The 17,417-nt window shown below is 67.4% G+C and carries 17 protein-coding genes; 8 read left to right on the forward strand and 9 right to left on the reverse strand.

Translation table 11 applies throughout. The features are described from left to right. Positions 1 to 66 precede the first annotated feature (66 nt). The 4 genes from BMW90_RS11760 (at position 67) to BMW90_RS11775 (ending at position 5,281) form a co-directional block, all read left to right on the forward strand. Positions 67 to 990 (forward strand): TRAP transporter small permease subunit, encoded by a 924-nt coding sequence (locus BMW90_RS11760; protein WP_048532020.1) that lies wholly within the window; start codon positions 67 to 69, stop codon positions 988 to 990. 12 nt (positions 991 to 1,002) lie between these two features. After that, a complete protein-coding gene (locus tag BMW90_RS11765) occupies positions 1,003 to 3,357 on the forward strand; it encodes a TRAP transporter large permease (protein WP_074836698.1) in 2,355 nt (784 codons plus the stop codon). A 224-nt stretch (positions 3,358 to 3,581) separates the two neighbouring features. After that, on the forward strand, positions 3,582 to 4,478 hold the full coding sequence (locus tag BMW90_RS11770) for a diacylglycerol/lipid kinase family protein (protein ID WP_074836700.1): 897 nt from the start codon (positions 3,582 to 3,584) through the stop codon (positions 4,476 to 4,478). Further along, the gene (locus BMW90_RS11775) at positions 4,478 to 5,281 is read left to right on the forward strand and encodes a metallophosphoesterase family protein (RefSeq protein WP_083416029.1); all 804 of its coding nucleotides are present in this window, start codon (positions 4,478 to 4,480) and stop codon (positions 5,279 to 5,281) included. The genes BMW90_RS11770 and BMW90_RS11775 overlap by 1 nt, the downstream gene beginning before the upstream one ends. On the opposite strand, the gene BMW90_RS11780 is transcribed toward BMW90_RS11775, so the two are convergent. The 4 genes from BMW90_RS11780 to BMW90_RS11795 form a co-directional block, all read right to left on the reverse strand. Beyond that, positions 5,278 to 6,102 (reverse strand): arginyltransferase, encoded by an 825-nt coding sequence (locus tag BMW90_RS11780; RefSeq protein ID WP_074836704.1) that lies wholly within the window; start codon positions 6,100 to 6,102, stop codon positions 5,278 to 5,280. The genes BMW90_RS11775 and BMW90_RS11780 overlap by 4 nt on opposite strands. 115 nt (positions 6,103 to 6,217) lie before the next feature. After that, on the reverse strand, positions 6,218 to 6,655 hold the full coding sequence (locus BMW90_RS11785; protein ID WP_306456255.1) for an RDD family protein: 438 nt from the start codon (positions 6,653 to 6,655) through the stop codon (positions 6,218 to 6,220). A 58-nt stretch (positions 6,656 to 6,713) separates the two neighbouring features. After that, on the reverse strand, positions 6,714 to 7,169 hold the full coding sequence (locus BMW90_RS11790) for a DUF2852 domain-containing protein (protein WP_074836708.1): 456 nt from the start codon (positions 7,167 to 7,169) through the stop codon (positions 6,714 to 6,716). A gap of 102 nt (positions 7,170 to 7,271) precedes the next feature. After that, a complete protein-coding gene (locus tag BMW90_RS11795) occupies positions 7,272 to 7,748 on the reverse strand; it encodes a YbaK/EbsC family protein (RefSeq protein WP_074836710.1) in 477 nt (158 codons plus the stop codon). Between the two features lie 180 nt (positions 7,749 to 7,928). On the opposite strand from BMW90_RS11795, the gene BMW90_RS11800 reads away from it, so the two are divergent. Then, complete coding sequence (locus BMW90_RS11800; RefSeq protein WP_074836712.1) at positions 7,929 to 10,712, forward strand: [protein-PII] uridylyltransferase family protein; 2,784 nt, start codon at positions 7,929 to 7,931, stop codon at positions 10,710 to 10,712. Continuing rightward, entirely contained in the window at positions 10,709 to 10,972 is a 264-nt protein-coding gene (locus BMW90_RS11805) for a hypothetical protein (RefSeq protein ID WP_048532012.1), read from the forward strand. The genes BMW90_RS11800 and BMW90_RS11805 overlap by 4 nt, the downstream gene beginning before the upstream one ends. Before the next feature lie 15 nt (positions 10,973 to 10,987). Here the strand turns inward: BMW90_RS11805 and eda are convergent, their stop codons facing one another. Further along, positions 10,988 to 11,632, reverse strand: a complete 645-nt coding sequence (gene eda, locus BMW90_RS11810; protein WP_074836714.1) for a bifunctional 4-hydroxy-2-oxoglutarate aldolase/2-dehydro-3-deoxy-phosphogluconate aldolase — start codon at positions 11,630 to 11,632, stop codon at positions 10,988 to 10,990. Positions 11,633 to 11,719: 87 nt separating this feature from the next. Continuing rightward, positions 11,720 to 13,525, reverse strand: a complete 1,806-nt coding sequence (edd, locus tag BMW90_RS11815) for a phosphogluconate dehydratase (RefSeq protein ID WP_074836715.1) — start codon at positions 13,523 to 13,525, stop codon at positions 11,720 to 11,722. 171 nt (positions 13,526 to 13,696) lie between these two features. On the opposite strand from edd, the gene BMW90_RS11820 reads away from it, so the two are divergent. Next, a complete protein-coding gene (locus BMW90_RS11820) occupies positions 13,697 to 14,890 on the forward strand; it encodes an RSP_2647 family RNA methyltransferase (protein ID WP_074836809.1) in 1,194 nt (397 codons plus the stop codon). Positions 14,891 to 14,976: 86 nt separating this feature from the next. Continuing rightward, the gene (locus BMW90_RS11825) at positions 14,977 to 15,516 is read left to right on the forward strand and encodes an RSP_2648 family PIN domain-containing protein (RefSeq protein ID WP_048532009.1); all 540 of its coding nucleotides are present in this window, start codon (positions 14,977 to 14,979) and stop codon (positions 15,514 to 15,516) included. A gap of 60 nt (positions 15,517 to 15,576) precedes the next feature. Here the strand turns inward: BMW90_RS11825 and BMW90_RS11830 are convergent, their stop codons facing one another. Genes BMW90_RS11830 through BMW90_RS11840 form a run of 3 tightly spaced genes read right to left on the reverse strand, consistent with a single transcriptional unit; the run spans position 15,577 to position 17,263 of the window. Continuing rightward, positions 15,577 to 16,260, reverse strand: coding sequence for a M48 family metalloprotease (locus tag BMW90_RS11830; protein WP_048532008.1), 684 nt, complete (start codon positions 16,258 to 16,260; stop codon positions 15,577 to 15,579). Between the two features lie 26 nt (positions 16,261 to 16,286). Beyond that, the gene (locus BMW90_RS11835) at positions 16,287 to 16,898 is read right to left on the reverse strand and encodes a DedA family protein (protein ID WP_074836717.1); all 612 of its coding nucleotides are present in this window, start codon (positions 16,896 to 16,898) and stop codon (positions 16,287 to 16,289) included. Beyond that, entirely contained in the window at positions 16,895 to 17,263 is a 369-nt protein-coding gene (locus tag BMW90_RS11840; protein ID WP_074836718.1) for a hypothetical protein, read from the reverse strand. Before BMW90_RS11840 ends, BMW90_RS11835 begins: the two co-directional genes overlap by 4 nt. Between the last annotated feature and the right edge of the window lie 154 nt (positions 17,264 to 17,417).

Genomic DNA, 17,417 nt, shown 5'->3' on the forward strand with positions numbered 1-17,417 from the left:
GCTTTGCTGTACCGACGGCACGGGCCAGAGGCCCGGCCAGACACGGGGATATCGAAAGGGGGCACGATGCTGGACGGTCTTGTTTGGGCGCTGCAAAACCTTGTGCTGGCGTTTTTCAATTTCGCCAACGCGCTGATAAACTGGGACCAGTGGATGAGCTGGACCGGCGGGATGGAAACACCCGAGGACAAGCAGGCGCTGATGCGCTTCATCTACTACGGCGGGTCGACAGAATTTTTCTTTGTCGTCTTCACCCTGTTCCTCGTGATCTTCCTGGTCGGCCTCTGGAGCCGGAAGTTCCTCTGGGGCGTGGTGATCGGGCTCGAAGGATTTGCCAATGGCATCGGACGGTTCTTTGCCTGGGCCGGGATCCTGATGGTGATCCAGCAGATCCTGATCGTCTTCAACCAGCGGATTTTCGCGACGCCGGAAATTTCGCTGGGCTTCGGTTCTGTGCTGACCCGCGACATCAGCTGGTGGGCCGAGGAGCTCAAGCTCTATAACGCGATGATCGTGGCGCTCTGTGTCACTTACACCTTTGTCCAGGGCGGGCATGTGCGCGTCGACCTGATCTATTCCGCGATCTCGTTCCGCGCCAAACGACTGGTCGACATGGTGGGCTGCATGATCTTCATGATCCCGGCGGCGGTGCTGACCTGGATGTACGGCTGGTACTTCCTGTGGCGGCATCTGGTGGTGCCCAAACCCTCGGCCTCGGACACGCTCGACCGGCTGATCGCCAAGGCGCGCGCGCTGCGCTGGAACGTCGAGACCATCGGCTTTTCGCCGAACGGCTTCGACGCCTATTTCCTCTTTAAAGTCCTGCTCGTGGCCTATGCCGGGCTGGTCTTCATCCACGGTTGGGCGTTCTTCTACCGATCCTACCTGGAATGGCGCGAAGGACCTGAGAGCGAACACAAATACCTCGACCGGGACGTGCTTGGCAGCGACGAAGCCGAACTCGTTCACGCGATCGAAGAACATCACTAAGGGGCAGGGTACATGCTATTCGGACTTGATGGCGTCGAGATCGGCCTGATCATCGTCTTCCTCTGCCTCTTCGGGGGCATTCTTTCCGGCTTTCCGGTGGCCTTTGCCATCGGCGGCGCCGGCATCATCTCATTCGGCATCATTGCCGCGCTCGACAGCGCCGGGCTGCTGCTGCACCAGGCGATCGACACCGGATCGGCGATGTATGCCGATCTGGTGGCGCAGGGGGTGCGGCCAGAGTCGATATCGACCTTCCGATACCCGGATCTGCCCAGATACAGCGAACCGGTGTTTCCGCGCGGCTGGGAAGTGGCGCTCGACCGCAACATCTCTTTCGTGGTCAACCGGATGAACGAACGCGTTCTGGCCGGCCAGTCGATCGAGACGCTGCTGGCGGTGGCGATGTTCGTGCTGATGGGCATCACGCTGGAGCGGTCGCGGATCGCCAATGACCTGTTGACCACCATGGCGCGGGTCTTCGGCCCGCTGCCCGGCGGCCTCGCCGTCTCGGTGGTTGTGGTGGGGGCCTTCCTGGCTGCCTCGACCGGGATCGTCGGTGCCACCGTGGTGACCATGGGTCTGCTGTCCCTGCCCACCATGCTGCGTGCCGGCTATTCGCCACAGCTCGCCACCGGCGTGATTGCCGCCTCGGGCACGCTGGGGCAGATCATTCCGCCGTCGATCGTCATCGTCCTTCTGGGCACGCTGGCGGGCGATCTCTATTCCGCCGCGCAGGAAGAGCGCGCCACCCTGGCGGGCTGTACCGATGCGCTGACCTTCCTGGGCGAACCGGCGGTGGTCTCGGTCGGTACGCTGTTCCAGGCGGCGCTGCTGCCGGGCATCCTTCTGGCCGGGCTCTATGGGCTTTATGCCTTCGGCTACGCGCTGGTGAACCCCTCCAAGGCCCCGGCGGTTGAACTGGGCGATGGCGGCTCCGAGCCGGTGACCCGGGGCGAGGCAATGACCTGGTTCCTCGGTGTGCCGACTCTGCTGATCGTCGGCATGCTCGCGCTGGGGCAGGTCGGCGTGATCGGTTCGCAGGATGTGACCGTCGACACCTATTCCGACGCGGGTGAAACCGCCAGCCTGCGCACCAACGTAGGCGAGCAGTGCCGCGCGTCGATGATCGATCTGCACGGCCAGGCTGCCTGGGACCGGGCGGTCGCCGAACAGCAGGCGATCAACGAGGCGGGCGGTGTCGAACAGGCGCGCGCGCTGAGCGAAGAGGAACGCGACGCCCTGCGTGACGCCAAGATCGCCAACAGCCCGGTGATCGGCACCGGCGTGGCGGTGGGCTTCTTGCTGCTGGCGCTGGCGCTCAGCGTGGCGCGGGGGGTGTCGCCCACCGCCGAGCCGCTGCCGCTGATTGTCGGCGCGGCAGGGGTGGTGTTGGCACTGCTGTTCGACGCGCTCTTCATCTCGCCGCTGGCCAGCGCGGGCGTGACCTTCCTGATCCTGTTGGTGCCTCTGGCGCTGACGCTCTGGGGCGTACGCTACGCGACCGGTATCCTGTCGCAGAACGAGCTTCTGCGCGTGGTCTTCCCGCCGCTGGTGCTGATCGTCGCCGTACTCGGCTCGATCCTCGGCGGCATCACCAACCCGACGCCGGCGGCCGCGCTTGGTGCGGGCGGGGCGATCATGCTGGCGGCCTATCGCAAGCTGGCGGACGAGAACCGGTCGGGCAGGCTGATCATCTGGACCACCTTCGCGGTGGTGATCATGATCCTCGTCGGCATCAACTTCGATCTGCGGGTCGGGCTGGCCGACGTGGCGCTGGAAAGCTGGATCGCCTATGTCGTGGCGCAGGCGGCCTATCTGTTTGCCATCTTCGGGCTGTTCTATGCGCTCTGGGTGCTCTTTGCCGGCGGGGTGCTGACCCCGGTGGTGCGCGAGACGGCCAAGGTGACCTCGATGGTCTTTACCATCCTGATCGGCTCGCAGCTCTTGAACCTCGTGGTGATCAGCTTCGGCGGCGAGCATTACATCCAGACCTTCCTTCAGAGCTTCGACAACGAGTTCAAAGTCTTCCTGATCGTGATGCTGGTGCTCTTCGTGCTGGGCTTCGTGCTCGACTTCCTCGAGATCATCTACATCGTGATCCCGATCGTCGGGCCGGTGATCTATGGCGGCACCTTCGATCCGAAATGGGTGACGATCATGATCGCGGTCAACCTTCAGACCTCCTTCCTGACGCCGCCCTTCGGCTTTGCGCTGTTCTATCTGCGCGGCGTGGCGCCCAAGGAGGTGACCACAGGGCACATCTATCAGGGCGTGTTGCCCTTCGTGCTGATCCAGGTGGTGGGGATCGCGATCCTGTGGTTCTTCCCGGCGATCGTGACCATCGTGCCGGATCTGATCCCGAACTAGGGTCGTTTCAAGGAAATCGGAAAGGCCGGGCTCAGCGCCCGGCCTTTTTTGTTGCGGGTGGGGCAGGGTGATGGGTTGGAAACCCGTCCCAAGGGGGGCGATTTGCCCTCCGGCCGCGCGGTGTTCCGAAAGGGAGGTGCGCCGCACCGTGGCCCGGCGATGGAACCGAGGCCGGTCTCGCGCATTGTTTCGGCGAGGCTGGAAACCACGGACAGTGACCGCAAATGCGCGCATGTATCATTCTCAATCCCGCGTCGGGGCGCGGCGACCACAGGGGTGACGCAATCCGCGCCGCCGCGGCGAAATTCCCCGGGGTCGAAATTCGTGAGGTGCCGTCCCCGTCGAAGCTGGGCGACACCGTCGACACCGCCTTGGCCGAAGGCTGCGATCCGATCATCGCCGCCGGCGGCGATGGCACCATCGGCGCCCTGGCCGCCGCCCTGGCCGGCACCGACGTCGCGCTGGGAATCCTGCCGATGGGCACCTTCAACTATTTCGCGCGCAGCCTGGGCCTGCCGGAAGACCCGGAACAGGCGCTGACCGCGGCGCTCGAGGGCGACACCCGCGCGGTCTCTGTCGGCGAGGTGAACGGCCGGGTCTTTCTCAACAACGCCAGCCTCGGCGCCTATGCCTCGGTGCTCAGCGTGCGCGAAAGCATCTACAAGAACTGGGGCCGCAGCCGGTTGGCGGCCTATTGGTCGGTGATCGTGGCGATGACGACGATCTACAAGTCGCTCAAAATGACGATCACCGTCGACGGCAAGACCCACCGGGTGAAATCGCCAATGGCCTTTGTCGCGATCAGCGCCTATCAGCTTGAGCAGTTCGATCTCGACGGCGCCGATGCGGTCTCTGACGGCAAGCTGGCGTTGTTGGTGGCGCGCGACGTCGGCCGGCTGCATCTGTTGTGGCGGGCGGTGCGCATCTTCTTTCGCGGCGCCCGCTCGGGCACCGATTACGTACTGCTGACCGGCGAGGACATCACCATCGAAACCAAGCGCAGCAAACGCCTGATCGCCCATGACGGCGAAAAGGAGCGCATGCCGGGCCCCTATCGCTTTCACCTGAGGAAAGACGCCCTGACGGTCCGTGTGCCGCGCCCGACCGACGGGGTGCGGTGATGCGACTGGCCCTGCTCTCGGATCTGCATTTCGGCCGGGCCAGCCCCGAGCTGGTGCCGCCGCTGCTTGCCGCGCTGGAACGGGCCGCGCCCGATCACATCGTCATCGCCGGCGATTTCGTGCAGCGCGCCCGGGCCAGCCAATACGACATGGCGCGCAGCTTCGTCGATCGGCTGCCAGCGCCCTGGCTCGCGGTGCCCGGCAACCACGACATTCCGCTGTTCAACCTGCTGGCCCGGGTGGCCTGGCCGCGCCGCGCCTATCGCCGCTGGATCGCCGACGACACAGAGCCGATGCTGGTGACCGACAGCTGCGCCATCCTCGGTCTCGACACCACCCACCGCTGGAGCCGGCAGGGCGGGCGGGTCGATCCGGCCCAGATCGAGCGTGTCGCCGGCTTCATCCGCGAGCATGCGGCCGACCGGGTGGTGCTCATCGCCGCCCACCATCCGTTTCACCAGGGTGCCGAGATCGCCAAGAAGCTGATGCGCGGTGCGCCACGGGCGCTCGAGGCCTGGGCCGAAGCGGGGCCGCATGTGATCCTCACCGGCCATCTGCACCGCTGGCTGGTCGAGCCCTTCGTCTCGCGCAAGAACCGGTCGGCCACCTTGCAGGTGCACTGCGGCACCGGGCTCTCGACCCGCCTGCGCGGCGAGCCGAACGAATTCGCCCTGATCGAGATCCATGATCACGCGGTGGAAATCCGCCGCATGGTGGCCGAGAGCGCCGAAACCGGCTTTGACGCGGCCGGACGCTGGTGTTTTGTGATCGAAGCGGGCGACTGGGCGCTGTCCGAGGACTAGCGGCCTCTGGGGCTCAGGTCGGGCAGCGAGATATTGGCGACCTGTTCGGCAATCGGATCGGTCGACAGCGGATGGTGATCGGCGTCATAATCCTGCGGGTTCCGCATCCGGGTCCAACGCCCGCCGCGATAGACCTCGAGACCGGCGAATTTGGCCTTGTAGCCCATCTTGGGGCTGCCCGGCACCCAATACCCGAGGTAGACATAAGGCAGGCCGGCCTCGCGCGCGATTTCGATGTGATCGAGGATCATGTAGGTGCCGAGGCTCTGGCGCGGCAGTTCGGGCTTGTAGAAGGAATAGACCATGCTCAGCCCGTCATCGAGCACATCGGTCAGGCAGACCGCCGTCAGGTCGTCGTCGGCCTCGCGGTCGGTGTATTCGACGACCCGGCTGCGAATCGGCGTCTCTTCGATCATCGCGGCGAATTCAAACACATCCATGTCGGCCATGCCGCCTTCGGCATGACGGCTCTCGAGATAGCTGCGGAACAGGTCGTATTGCTCGTCGGTGGCCCAGGGCGAGGTCGCCCGGCGGTCGAGGTGGGCATTGCGGCGCAGGGTGCGCTTCTGGCTTCTGGAAGGGGCGAAATCCGCCACCGAGATCCGCGCCGACATGCAGGCGGCGCAATCGGTGCAGGACGGCCGGTAGAGCACGTTCTGCGACCGCCGAAAGCCCTGTTTCGACAGGCTGTCATTGAGCTTTTCCGCGCTTTCGCCCTGCAAGGCGGTGAACAGCTTCCGTTCCAGCCGCCCGTCGAGATAGGGGCAGGGCTGCGGAGCCGTCACGTAGAATTGTGGCGCGAGTGGAAGCGTATGGCGCATGTGGACATCCCTGAGCTTCCCAGAAGATAACAACGAATATCGCCGCCGCCAAGCGCAAGACTGGGGCGGCGGCGGTCCTTTGCGTGGCAGGCCTCGGGCGGCACCGGCGGCGGGCTCAGATCCGGCGGTTCACCATCACCGTGCCAAGCACCATGTCGGTCAGGCCCTGGCCGCGCTCCGAGGTCAGCATCAGCACCACGGACCCCAGCTGCACCAGCGCCATCAGGCAGCTCAGATAATAGCCCAGCGTGTGCAGAAAGGCGCCGCCCAGGTCGAGCCTTTCGCCCCGCGCATTGCGCAATTCGACCGACATCACCCGCATGCCCAGCGTCGCCGAGCCGCCGGCAAGGGTCATCACGCGATAGGCAAAGCCCAGAATCGCATAAAGAAAGGGCAGGAAAAACAGGCCGATAAAGGCGGTGAACGGCAGCGCGATCAGCGTCAGGCCCAGGATCAGGCCGACATCGATCATCCAGGCCATCAGCCGCTTGGGAGCGATATCGGCGTAGAACTCGGGCTGATACTGCGGATCGGGCAGGGCGGCGGTATGCATCATGTCCTCCGTTGGCAAGGGTGGCCCCCTTCGGGGGACCACCCGGTCATGCTCTGGCTCAGGCGTCGCGACGGTCGTCGTCGGCGCTGTCTTCGGCGCGGGCCTTGCGGGCGTCGCGGGCGCGCTCGTCCATGAACTGGTCGAATTCGGCCTTGTCCTTGGCGGCGCGCAGCCGTTCGAGGAAGGCCTCGAAGCTCTCCTGTTCCTCCTGGAGCCGGCGCAGGGTCTCTTCCTTGTAGGCGTCAAAGGCGCTGTTGCCCGAGGGTTTCATCGCGTTCCAGCGCGCCGCGTGGCGGCTGTGACGGCGGGAAGCCATGCTGCATTTTCCAAACATGCGTTTGCTCCAGATCATATAGGCAAGAAGGGCGAGGCCGACGGGCCAGAAAAAGATGAAGCCCAGGACCATCGCAGCAATCCAGGCACCTCTGCCCTTGCTGTCGAGCCAGGCCTCGCTGCGCGAGAACCAGCCCTGGGTGGACCGGATCGGGTGGACTTCGGTGGCGACGGTTGTCATCGGGGCTCTCCGTTGTTGGGTTCAATGTGAATGCTCTTCACATCACAACAGATGGGAAGCCGGTCCCCGGGGCGCAAGCCTCCATGTGAATGTTTTTTACATTTATTTTGACTCTATAACAAAATCAGACACTTGAGCCCCGGTCAGCGGCTGCAATTCCGCCGAAGGCATGGCAAAGACATGCCGCGGCGTGCCGCCTGCGGCCCAGACCTCGGCAAAGGCCTGCAAGCGCGGATCGAGAAAGGCGCGGATCGGAGCGAGATGGCCGATCGGCGCCACGCCGCCGATGGCAAAGCCGGTCTGCGCCCGGATCAGTGCCGCGTCCGCCTTGCCCAGCGGCTCGCCGGCCAGGGCGCTGGCCTTGGCGCCATCCACCCGGTTGCCGCCGGCGGTGAGAAACAGGATCGCCGCGCCGCTCGCCTCGCCGCGAAAGATGATCGACTTGGCGATCTGGTCGATATGGCAGCCGACGGCATCGGCCGCCTCCTGCGCGGTGCGCGACTGGCCCACTTCGACGATCTCGGTCTCGATCCCGGCCTCTGCCAGGGCGCGCGCCACCCGTTTCAGCGATTTGCTCATGTCAGCCTCCTGTCTCACCGTCACAAACGCAAAACGCCGGCCGGGGTCAAGCGGGCTCCGGTCTTCCTCTTGCCGGAAATACCTCGGGGGAGGCCGCAGGCCGGGGGCAGCGCCCCCTGTGATCCCGCCGGTTCCAAGCGCCACTTGACGGGGTCCCGCCCCCATGCACAACGTGGCGGCATGAATTTCGCCAGCCGCATCACCCGCTTGCCCCATCCCTTCGAGCCCGACCGCGGCGCCGAGACCCGCGCGCTCTTTCCCGGGGTCGAGCAGGGGGTCGGTGATCTTCTGGCCGGCACCGGCGGATGCAGCCCCTATCTCAAAGGACTCTGCGAAAAGGAGCAGGCCTGGCTGGCGCCCGCCCTCGACGATGCCGAAGCGGAAATCGAGGCGCTCTTCGACACGCTTCGCGCCACCGCCCCGGATCAGCTCGCCTCGGCGCTGCGGCGGGGCAAGCGCCGGGTGGCGCTCTTGGCAGGGCTTGCCGATCTCGGCGGTGTCTGGTCGCTGGAAGAGGTCACCGGCACGCTGACCCGCTTTGCCGATCTCGCCACCCACCTGGCGATCCGCGCCTGCGTCGGCCACGAACTGCGCCGCGGCAAGATCCCCGGCAAGACCGAGGAGGATGCCGAAACCGGCGCCGGCATGGTGGCGCTGGCGATGGGCAAGATGGGCGCGCATGAGCTGAATTATTCCTCCGACATCGACCTGATCTGCCTGTTCGACGAGAGCCAGTTCGAACGCGACGATTATCACGAGGCCCGCGCCGCGCTGATCCGGGCCACCCGCAAGATGGCGGCGATGCTCAACGACCAGACCGGCGAGGGCTATGTCTTCCGCACCGACCTGCGGCTGCGCCCGGATGCCTCGGTCACCCCGGTCTGCATGACGATGGAGGCCGCCGAACGCTATTACGAAAGCCTCGGCCGCACCTGGGAGCGCGCCGCCTATATCAAGGCCCGCGCCTGTGCCGGCGATATCGCGGCGGGCGAGCGGTTCCTGCATACCCTGCGGCCCTTCGTCTGGCGCCGGCACCTGGATTTCGCCGCCATTCAGGACGCCCATGACATGCGGCTGCGGATTCGCGAGCACAAGGGGCTGGGCGGGCCGATCACCCTGCCAGGGCACAACATGAAGCTCGGCCGCGGCGGCATCCGCGAGATCGAGTTCTTCACCCAGACCCAGCAGATCATCGCCGGCGGCCGCGATCCCGATCTGCGGGTGCGCGGCACCGTCGAGGGGCTGGCGGTGCTGGCGGACAAGGCGTGGATCCCCGACGATCTGGCGCAGCTGCTGACCGACCATTACCGCTGTCACCGCGAGGTCGAGCACCGGCTCCAGATGGTGGCCGATGCCCAGACCCAGACCCTGCCCACCAGCCAGGAGGGCTTCGACCGCATCGCCGCGATGATGGGCACCGAACGCGCCGCGCTCGAGGCCGATCTGATGGCCCGGCTGACCGAGGTTCACGAAAGCACCGAGGGTTTCTTCGCACCCGATCCCGAAACCGAGCCCGGCGCCCCCGAGACCGAGTTCGACAGCGGTGTCACCAGCCGCTGGCGCAGCTATGCGGCGCTGCGCAGCCCGCGCGCGGTCGAGATCTTCACCCGCATCCGCCCCGAGATCCTGCGCCGCCTGGCCGAGACCGCGCGGCCCGACGATGCGCTCAATGCCTTTGACGGGTTCCTGTCGGGGCTGCCCGCCGGGGTGCAGCTGTTTTCGCTCTTCGAGGCCAATCCGCAGCTCATCGACCTGCTGGTCGACATCGCCGGCACTTCGCCGGCGCTGGCGAAATACCTGTCACGCAATTCCTCGGTCTTCGACGCGGTGATCGGCGGCGATTTCTTTGCCGACTGGCCCGGCACCGAGGCGCTGACCGAGGAGCTGGCCGAAGTGCTGGCGCGCGAGGGCGATTACGAGCGCAAGCTCGACGCGGCGCGACGCTGGGCCAAGGAATGGCATTTCCGTATCGGCGTGCATCACCTGCGCGGGCTGATCGATGCCCGTCGGGCCGGGGCGCAATATGCCGACCTGGCCAGTGCCAACCTCGCCGCGCTCTGGCCCGAGGTGGTGGCGCAGTTCAGCCTCAAGCACGGAGACCCGCCGGGCCGCGGCGCGGTGGTGCTGGGCATGGGCAGCCTCGGCGCCGGGCGGCTGACCTCGGCGTCGGATCTCGACCTGATCGTGATCTATGACGCCGAGGGGGTGGAACAGTCGCAGGGCCGCCGCCCGCTGGCGGCGCGCACCTACTACGCCCGGCTGACCCAGGCGCTGGTGACCGCGATGACCGCGCCGATGGCCGAGGGACGGCTCTACGAGGTCGACATGCGGCTGCGGCCCTCGGGGACGCAGGGCCCGGTGGCCACCTCCTGGCAGAGTTTCGAGAACTACCAGCGCAACGAGGCCTGGGTCTGGGAGCATCTGGCGCTGACCCGGGCGCGGGCGGTGGCCGGCACCGCGGCGCTGGGGGCCGATGTCGAGGCGCTGCGCCGCGATCTGCTGGGGCAACGCCCGCGCGCCGAGGTGCTGCGCGAGGTGGCGAAGATGCGGGCGCGGATCGCCGCCGCGAAATCGCCCGATGGCCCGCTCGACGCCAAGATCGGCCCCGGCCGGATGCAGGACATCGAACTTCTGGCTCAGGCCGGCGCGCTGATCGACGGCTGCGCCGTACGCAGCACCTCCGAGGGGCTGGCGGCGGCGGCCCGGGCCGGGGTGATTTCGGCGGCGTCGGCGGGGTATCTGACCGAGGCTTATGCCTTGCAGGGGGCCTTGCAGATGGCCTCGCGGCTGTTGAGCGAGCGGGCTTTGGACCCCGAAACGCTTGTCGGCGGCGGCGCGGGCTTCGTGCTGCGCGAATGCGGTGCCGAGACGCTGAGCGATCTCGGCGGGATGTTGGCGGATTTTCGGGATCAGGCGGATCAGGCGATCAGCGCCGCGCTGCCCGGGCTGGAGGAGGTGTCATGAGCAAGGGCGATGCATTGGATCCGCGCGGGCTGATCCACGAAAGCTATCGGATGGAGGGGATCACCGAAGGCGAATGCCGGTCGATCTTTCTCGACTGGGCCTTGGCGGTGGAGGGCGATGTCACCACCACCATCGATGCGCTGCTGGAGCGTCACGGCCAAGCCCACCCGGACCACCCGATGACAGGCGTTCTGCGCGAAGGCCGCGCCCCGGCCGCAAAACCGCGCCGCCGGGGCGGCTGGCGGTCGCGCGACCGGTAAGGCCCGGCGGGCGGCTCAGCCGCGGGCCAGGGCGGCCGCTTCGCGGGCCAGTTCCTTGATGGCTTTCCAGTCGCCGGCCTGCACCAGGTTTTTCGGCGCGACCCAGCTGCCGCCGCAGCAGAGCACGTTCGACAGGCCCAGGTAATCCGGCGCGTTCTTCAGCGAGATGCCGCCGGTCGGGCAGAACTTGATCTGCGGCAGCGGCGCGCCGATCGAGCCCAGCGCCTTGGCGCCGCCGTTGGCCTCGGCGGGAAAGAACTTCTGCACGGTATAGCCGCGTTCCAGCAGGCGCAGCGCCTCGGTGGTGGTGGCCGCGCCGGGCAGGGTGGGCAAATCGGCCGCTTCGACGGCGTCGAGCAGCCGGTCGGTGCAGCCCGGTGTCACGCCAAAGCGCGCGCCGGCCGTCTTGGCGTTCTGCACGTCTTCCGGCGTCAGCAGGGTGCCGGCGCCGACCACGCCGCCCTCGACCTTGGCCATCTCGCGGATCACGTCGAGCGCGGCCGGCGTCCGCAGGGTGACCTCGAGCGCCGGCAGTCCGCCCGCGACCAGCGCCTCGGCCAGCGGCCGGGCATGGGCCACGTCCTCGACCACGAGCACCGGCACCACAGGTGCGCGGCGGCAGAGGGCTTCGGTTTCCTTGGAGGCGTCTTGCGGGGTCATGTCACTGGGACCTTTCTGCTTGGGGCCGGAGCTGCGGCCGGCGGCGGGGCTGCGTATTTGACAAGAGAAGAAGCACGGGAGCGACGATTAGACAACCACCGCCGCGCCATTGGAGGCAAGACCGACGTTCTGGCGGAAGGCCTCGAAGAGCTCGCGTCCGACGCCATGGCCATTGCCGGTGATATCGGCCACCACCGCCTCGCGGCTGTCGAAATTCTCGACCAGCGCCTCGATCCTGCCATTGGTGGCATCGACCCGGACGATATCGCCGTCGCGCAGCTTGGCCAGCGGGCCGCCGGCGGCGGCCTCGGGCGAGATGTGGATCGCCGAGGGCACCTTGCCGGAGGCGCCCGACATCCGGCCATCGGTGACCAGCGCCACCTTGAGCCCGCGGTCTTGCAGCACCGCAAGTGTCGGGGTCAGCCCGTGCAGTTCCGGCATGCCGTTGGATTTCGGCCCCTGAAAGCGGACGACAATCACGGTGTCGGAGGTGAATTCGCCGTTCTTGAAGGCCTGTTTCACCGAGGCCTGATCGTGGAACACGCGGGCCGGCGCCTCGATGATGTGACGTTCGGGAGCCACGGCCGAGACCTTCATCATGCCATGGCCGAGGTTGCCGTACATCTGCTTGAGCCCGCCGGTCGGCTGAAAGGCCTCGCCCACCGGGCGCAGGATCTTGTCGTTCTGGGTCACCTTGGCACCGTCTTCCCAGACCAGCGTGCCGTCCTTGATCTTGGGTTCCTGGGCATAGGCTGCGAGCCCGCTGCCCATCACCGTGGTGGTATCGTCATGCAGCAGTCCCGCGTCGAGCAGCTCGCCGATCATGAAGCCGAGCCCGCCGGCGGCGTGGAAATGGTTCACATCGGCCAGCCCGTTGGGATAGACCTTGGCCATCAGCGGCACGACGCTCGAGATCGCGTCGAAATCCTCGAGCTCGAGTTCGACGCCCGCCGCCCGCGCCATCGCCGGCAGGTGCAGCACCAGGTTGGTCGAGCCGCCGGTCGCCATCAGCCCGACGATGCCGTTGACAAAGGCTTTTTCGTCCAGCACGTCGCAGACCGGGGTATATTGGTTGCCCAGCGCGGTGATCGCCAGCGCGCGTTCGGTTGCCGCCTCGGTCAGCGCCTCGCGCAGCGCGGTGCCGGGGTTGACAAAGCTGGTGCCGGGCAGGTGCAGCCCCATGAACTCCATCAGCATCTGGTTGGTATTGGCGGTGCCGTAGAATGTGCAGGTGCCCGGCCCGTGATACGAGGCCATCTCGGCCTTCATCAACTCGTCCCGGCCGACCTCGCCGGTGGCGAATTTCTGCCGCACCTTGGATTTTTCGTCATTCGGCAGCCCCGAGGTCATCGGCCCGGCCGGGATGAACAGCCCGGGAATATAGCCGAAAGTGGCGGCGGCGATGATCAGACCGGGCACGATCTTGTCGCAGACCCCGAGGTAAACGGCGGCGTCATAGGTGTTGTGCGACAGCGAAACCCCGGTGGCCAGCGCGATCACGTCCCGCGAGAACAGTGACAATTCCATGCCCACCTGACCCTGGGTCACCCCGTCGCACATCGCCGGCACGCCGCCCGAGACCTGCGCCGTGCCGCCGGCGCGCCGGGCGGCCGCCTTGATCAGCTGCGGATAGGTCTCGAAGGGCTGGTGCGCCGAGAGCATGTCGTTATAGGCGGTGATGATTCCCAGGTTGGGCTTTTGCGAGGCCGCGAGGGCGTCCTTGTCCTCCTCCAGCGCGGCATAGGCATGGGCCTGGTTGCCACAGCTCAGATGGCCGCGGCGCGGGCCCTCCTCGGCGGCGCGGCGCATCTTGTCGAGATAGCCGGCGCGGCGCGCCTCGGAGCGTTTGCGGATCTTGTCGGTGACATCGGCAATGATGGCGTTCAGGGTCATGCTGGCTCCTATCGCGGCGGCAGGTCTGTCGCGGCTGTTAGCGCTAACTTCCTGGGTCTTCTAGCTGGCCGGCCTGGGGATTGCAACCCTCGTCCCGCGCGCAGGATAACACAGTGGCGCGGAATGGCGACGGGTCTTTCCTCGGCGCGGTTTTGGCCCTATCAGCGCGCTATGACAGATTTACCCGTGATCCGCCTGAAACCCCAAGCCAACGCCCGCGCCATTCGCCATGGCGCGCCCTGGGTCTTTGCCAACGAGGTGGTCACCGACCGCCGCACCCGTTCGATCGCGCCGGGCGCGCTGGCCGTGCTCGAGGATGCCGACCGCACGCCACTGGCGCTGGTGGCGGCCAATCCGACCTCGAAGATCATCGGCCGGGTGCTGTCGCGCGATCCGGGCGAGACCGTGGATCAGGCCTGGTTCGCGGCGCGGCTGAGCAAGGCGCTGGCGCTGCGGGCGCAGCTTTATGATGCGCCCTTCTATCGACTGGTGCATGCCGAGGCCGACGGGCTGCCGGGGCTGGTGATCGACCGGTTCGGCGACACTGCGGTGGTGCAGCCCAACGCGGCCTGGCTCGAGGTCCGGCTCAAGGCGCTGACCGCGGCCCTGCAACAGGTGACGGGGGTCCAGCATGTGCTCAAGAACGCCGGCGGCCGCACAAGGGCGCTCGAAGGGCTCGACGACCAATCCGGCGTGCTGGCGGGGCAGGCGCCCGACGCGCCGCTGCCGGTCACGATGAACGGCGCCACCTACATGGCCGATCTGACCGGCGGCCAGAAGACCGGCCTGTTCTTCGACCAGCGGGCCTCGCATGCCTTTGCCCGCCGGCTGGTGACGCCGGGGGCCGAAGTGCTCGACGTCTTTTCCCATGTCGGCGGCTTCGGCCTGGCCATGCTGGCGGCCGGCGCAAGGACGGCGCTCTGCGTCGATGGCTCCGCCCCGGCGCTGGCGCTGGCCGAGGCGGGGGCCGAGGCCTCGGGCTTCGGCGACAGGCTCTCGGTTCGTCAGGGCGATGCCTTCGACACGCTGACCGTGCTGGCCGAGGCGGGCGCGCAATTCGACGTGGTGGTCTGCGACCCGCCGGCCTTCGCGCCCTCGAAACAGGCGCTGGAGGCCGGGCTGCGAGCCTATGAGCGCATCGCGCGGCTGGCGGCGCCGCTGGTCCGTGATGGCGGTTATCTGGGCCTCTGTTCCTGCTCGCATGCCGCCGATCTCGGCGCCTTCCGCACCGCCTGCACCCGCGGCATCGGCCGCGCCGGGCGGCAGGGCGCGCTGATCCACACCGGATTTGCCGGGCCGGACCATCCGCTGATGCCGCAGCTGGCGGAATCGGGTTACCTCAAGGCGTTGTTCTACCGCCTCTGATCCCGTCCTCAGTTTGCCAATACCCTTGGGGTGAGGCCGCAGGCCGAGGGGCACGGCCCCACTCTCCCCGTTACGGAGCCTGTATCGTGAAAGTCCTGCTCGACGCCTGCGTGATCTATCCGACGGTGATGCGCGAGATGCTGCTCGGCGTGGCGGCGCAGGGCGCCTTCACACCGCTCTGGTCGGCCCGTATCCTCGAGGAATGGGCGCGGGCGGCGCGCAAGATCGGACCGGGCGGCGAGGCCCAGGCACGCGGCGAGATCGCGCTCCTGGCGATCGACTGGCCGGAGGCGGAGGTGAGCTGGCCACCATCGCTGGAGGCGCGGCTGTGGCTGCCCGATCCGGCCGACATACATGTGCTGGCGGCGGCGATCGCCGGCTCGGCCGACATGATCTGCACCATGAACGCCAAGGATTTCCCCCGTCAGATCCTGGCCGAAGAGGGGCTGTCGCGGCTCGATCCCGACGGTTTCCTGCATGGCATCTGGCAGGCCCGGCCGGAGCTGGTGGAGCCGGTGGCGACAAACGTGCTCGCCAAGGCTCGCAGCCTTTCAGAACATGACTGGCAGATGCGGCCGCTGTTGAAAAAGGCGCGTCTCCCCCGGTTGGCCAAGGCTCTCGCCTAGGGAGCATCGAACCCACCCGGGCAGGCCGGCCGTCGCGCCACGTTGGGGTGCACACCCGCCCTAGGACTGCCAGCGGCCTTCCAGCTTCTCCAGCTCCGCCACCCGCTCGGCGGTCTTCGGGTGGCTCATCAGCCAGGCCGGTGCGGCACCGGCGCGTTTCGCGGTCAGCGCGTCCAGCTTGTGGAACAGGCTGATCTGCGGCGCCACGCCGATCCCGGCCTTGGTCAGCAGCGCCGCCGCGTAGGCATCGGCCTCGTATTCATCCGACCGGGACAGCCGCGCCGCCAGCAACGAGGTCAGCGCCCCGGCAATCCAGACACCGATCCCCGGCAGGAAGCGGCTCAGCACCATGCCGAGCGCGGTGCGCAGCGCGTTCTGGCCGGAAAAATCGATCATCCGCCGCCGCGAATGGCCCAGCGCCACATGGCCCAGCTCATGGGCGATCACGCTGGCCATCTCCTCGGCGGTGACCTCGCCGTTGCGATACTTGCGATAGAAGCCGCGGGTGATGAAGATCCGCCCGTCCGGCGCCGCCAGCCCGTTGACCGGATCGATCTCGTAGATATGCACCCGAATGCGCGCCAGATCGAGCGCCGCGGCCATCCGGTCGGTCAGCCGCTTCAGCGCCGGATCGGCCAGTTCGGTCGACCGCGCGTCAAGCTCCTTGCGGGTGCGCCAGGCCGAGAAGTGATACATCGCCAGGCCATAGAGAAGGGCGAGCAGGATCGGGGTGAATTTCAACATGGCTCAGATATGGGGCCGGCGCGGGCTCATGTCGAGCCCGCCCGCGCCCGGGCCCGGCGCACCCGCGCCCGCAGGAGCAGCCCCAGACCCAGCGCCACCGCCGCCGCCGCCAGGAAACCCGAGGCATTTGCGGCAATATCCGCCACCTGCGCCAGTTGATCGGCAAAGACATAGCCCAGGGTGATGTAGCCGCCGACCCAGATCGCCTCGCCGGCGGCATCCCAGAGCAAAAAGCGCAGCCAGCCCAGCCCGCTGGCCCCGGCGATGAAGTTGACGTAAGGCCCCAGCGGCGCCACCAGCCAGGTGGAAAAGAACACCCCGAGCCCGCCTCGCCGCGCCACCAGTGCCCGGGCGCGGGCAATCAGCGCAGCCTGTTTGGCATGGCGCGCGGACAGCCGGTCGAGCAAAGGCGCGCCGCTGCGGCCGATCAGATAGCCGGTCTGATCGCCCGCCACTGCCGCCAGCCAGGTGGCGAGGAACATTGCCGTGAATTCCAGATCGCCCGCCGCGACAAAGGCGCCGCCGGCCAGCATCAGCAGCGACGAGGGGATCGGCACCAGCAGGCACGACAGGAAACAGGCTCCGGCCAGCAGCCAGATGCCATTGCTGGCGACAAGCTCGAACAGCGCCTCGCTCATCCGCGCGGTCCCGGCGTCGGCCCGCCGCGCGCCGCGCGGTCGGCTTCGATGGCGGCGATCACCCGGGCGGCGATTTCCGGCAGGCTCACGCCTTCGCGCGCCGCGATCTCGGCCATGGTGATGCGTCCGCCGCCGGGGGTGAGCCCCAGCGCCTCGGCCACCACCTTTGGCGGCACATGCCAGGAATGCGCCACATAACGCGGTGTCATCCAGGGCTCGATCGCCTGATTGCGATGCGCCGGATCGGCCCAGTAGATCCAGAACCCCACCGCCCGCACCGCAAAGAATCCGGCCAGCACCAGCGCCAGCACGAAACCGCTCAGCAGCAGCTTGTTGTCGCGCCACAACAGGGCCAGCGTGCCCATCACGACAGGCCGGTCACGGGCAGGGCAGAGCTTCGCAGGACCATGGCGCGCCTCCTCGGAAACATCGCCGCCAGCCTAGCGGCCCGTGGACGGAGGACCAAGCCCCGATCCGCCCCGCCTGTGGTGTTTGCGCCGCGCTGCGCGGGCAAGGGCG

It is taken from the genome of Marinovum algicola (assembly GCF_900109145.1).
GTDB lineage: Bacteria > Pseudomonadota > Alphaproteobacteria > Rhodobacterales > Rhodobacteraceae > Marinovum > Marinovum algicola.

Excerpts from the sequence above, each read along its gene's own strand:
- BMW90_RS11760 (WP_048532020.1), top strand. The coding sequence starts at position 67 with ATGCTGGACGGTCTTGTTTGGGCGCTGCAAAACCTTGTGCTGGCGTTT.
- BMW90_RS11765 (WP_074836698.1), top strand. The coding sequence starts at position 1,003 with ATGCTATTCGGACTTGATGGCGTCGAGATCGGCCTGATCATCGTCTTC.
- BMW90_RS11770 (WP_074836700.1), top strand. The coding sequence starts at position 3,582 with ATGCGCGCATGTATCATTCTCAATCCCGCGTCGGGGCGCGGCGACCAC.
- BMW90_RS11775 (WP_083416029.1), top strand. The coding sequence starts at position 4,478 with ATGCGACTGGCCCTGCTCTCGGATCTGCATTTCGGCCGGGCCAGCCCC.
- BMW90_RS11780 (WP_074836704.1), bottom strand. The coding sequence starts at position 6,102 with ATGCGCCATACGCTTCCACTCGCGCCACAATTCTACGTGACGGCTCCG.
- BMW90_RS11785 (WP_306456255.1), bottom strand. The coding sequence starts at position 6,655 with ATGCATACCGCCGCCCTGCCCGATCCGCAGTATCAGCCCGAGTTCTAC.
- BMW90_RS11790 (WP_074836708.1), bottom strand. The coding sequence starts at position 7,169 with ATGACAACCGTCGCCACCGAAGTCCACCCGATCCGGTCCACCCAGGGC.
- BMW90_RS11795 (WP_074836710.1), bottom strand. The coding sequence starts at position 7,748 with ATGAGCAAATCGCTGAAACGGGTGGCGCGCGCCCTGGCAGAGGCCGGG.
- BMW90_RS11800 (WP_074836712.1), top strand. The coding sequence starts at position 7,929 with ATGAATTTCGCCAGCCGCATCACCCGCTTGCCCCATCCCTTCGAGCCC.
- BMW90_RS11805 (WP_048532012.1), top strand. The coding sequence starts at position 10,709 with ATGAGCAAGGGCGATGCATTGGATCCGCGCGGGCTGATCCACGAAAGC.
- eda (WP_074836714.1), bottom strand. The coding sequence starts at position 11,632 with ATGACCCCGCAAGACGCCTCCAAGGAAACCGAAGCCCTCTGCCGCCGC.
- edd (WP_074836715.1), bottom strand. The coding sequence starts at position 13,525 with ATGACCCTGAACGCCATCATTGCCGATGTCACCGACAAGATCCGCAAA.
- BMW90_RS11820 (WP_074836809.1), top strand. The coding sequence starts at position 13,697 with ATGACAGATTTACCCGTGATCCGCCTGAAACCCCAAGCCAACGCCCGC.
- BMW90_RS11830 (WP_048532008.1), bottom strand. The coding sequence starts at position 16,260 with ATGTTGAAATTCACCCCGATCCTGCTCGCCCTTCTCTATGGCCTGGCG.
- BMW90_RS11835 (WP_074836717.1), bottom strand. The coding sequence starts at position 16,898 with ATGAGCGAGGCGCTGTTCGAGCTTGTCGCCAGCAATGGCATCTGGCTG.
- BMW90_RS11840 (WP_074836718.1), bottom strand. The coding sequence starts at position 17,263 with ATGGGCACGCTGGCCCTGTTGTGGCGCGACAACAAGCTGCTGCTGAGC.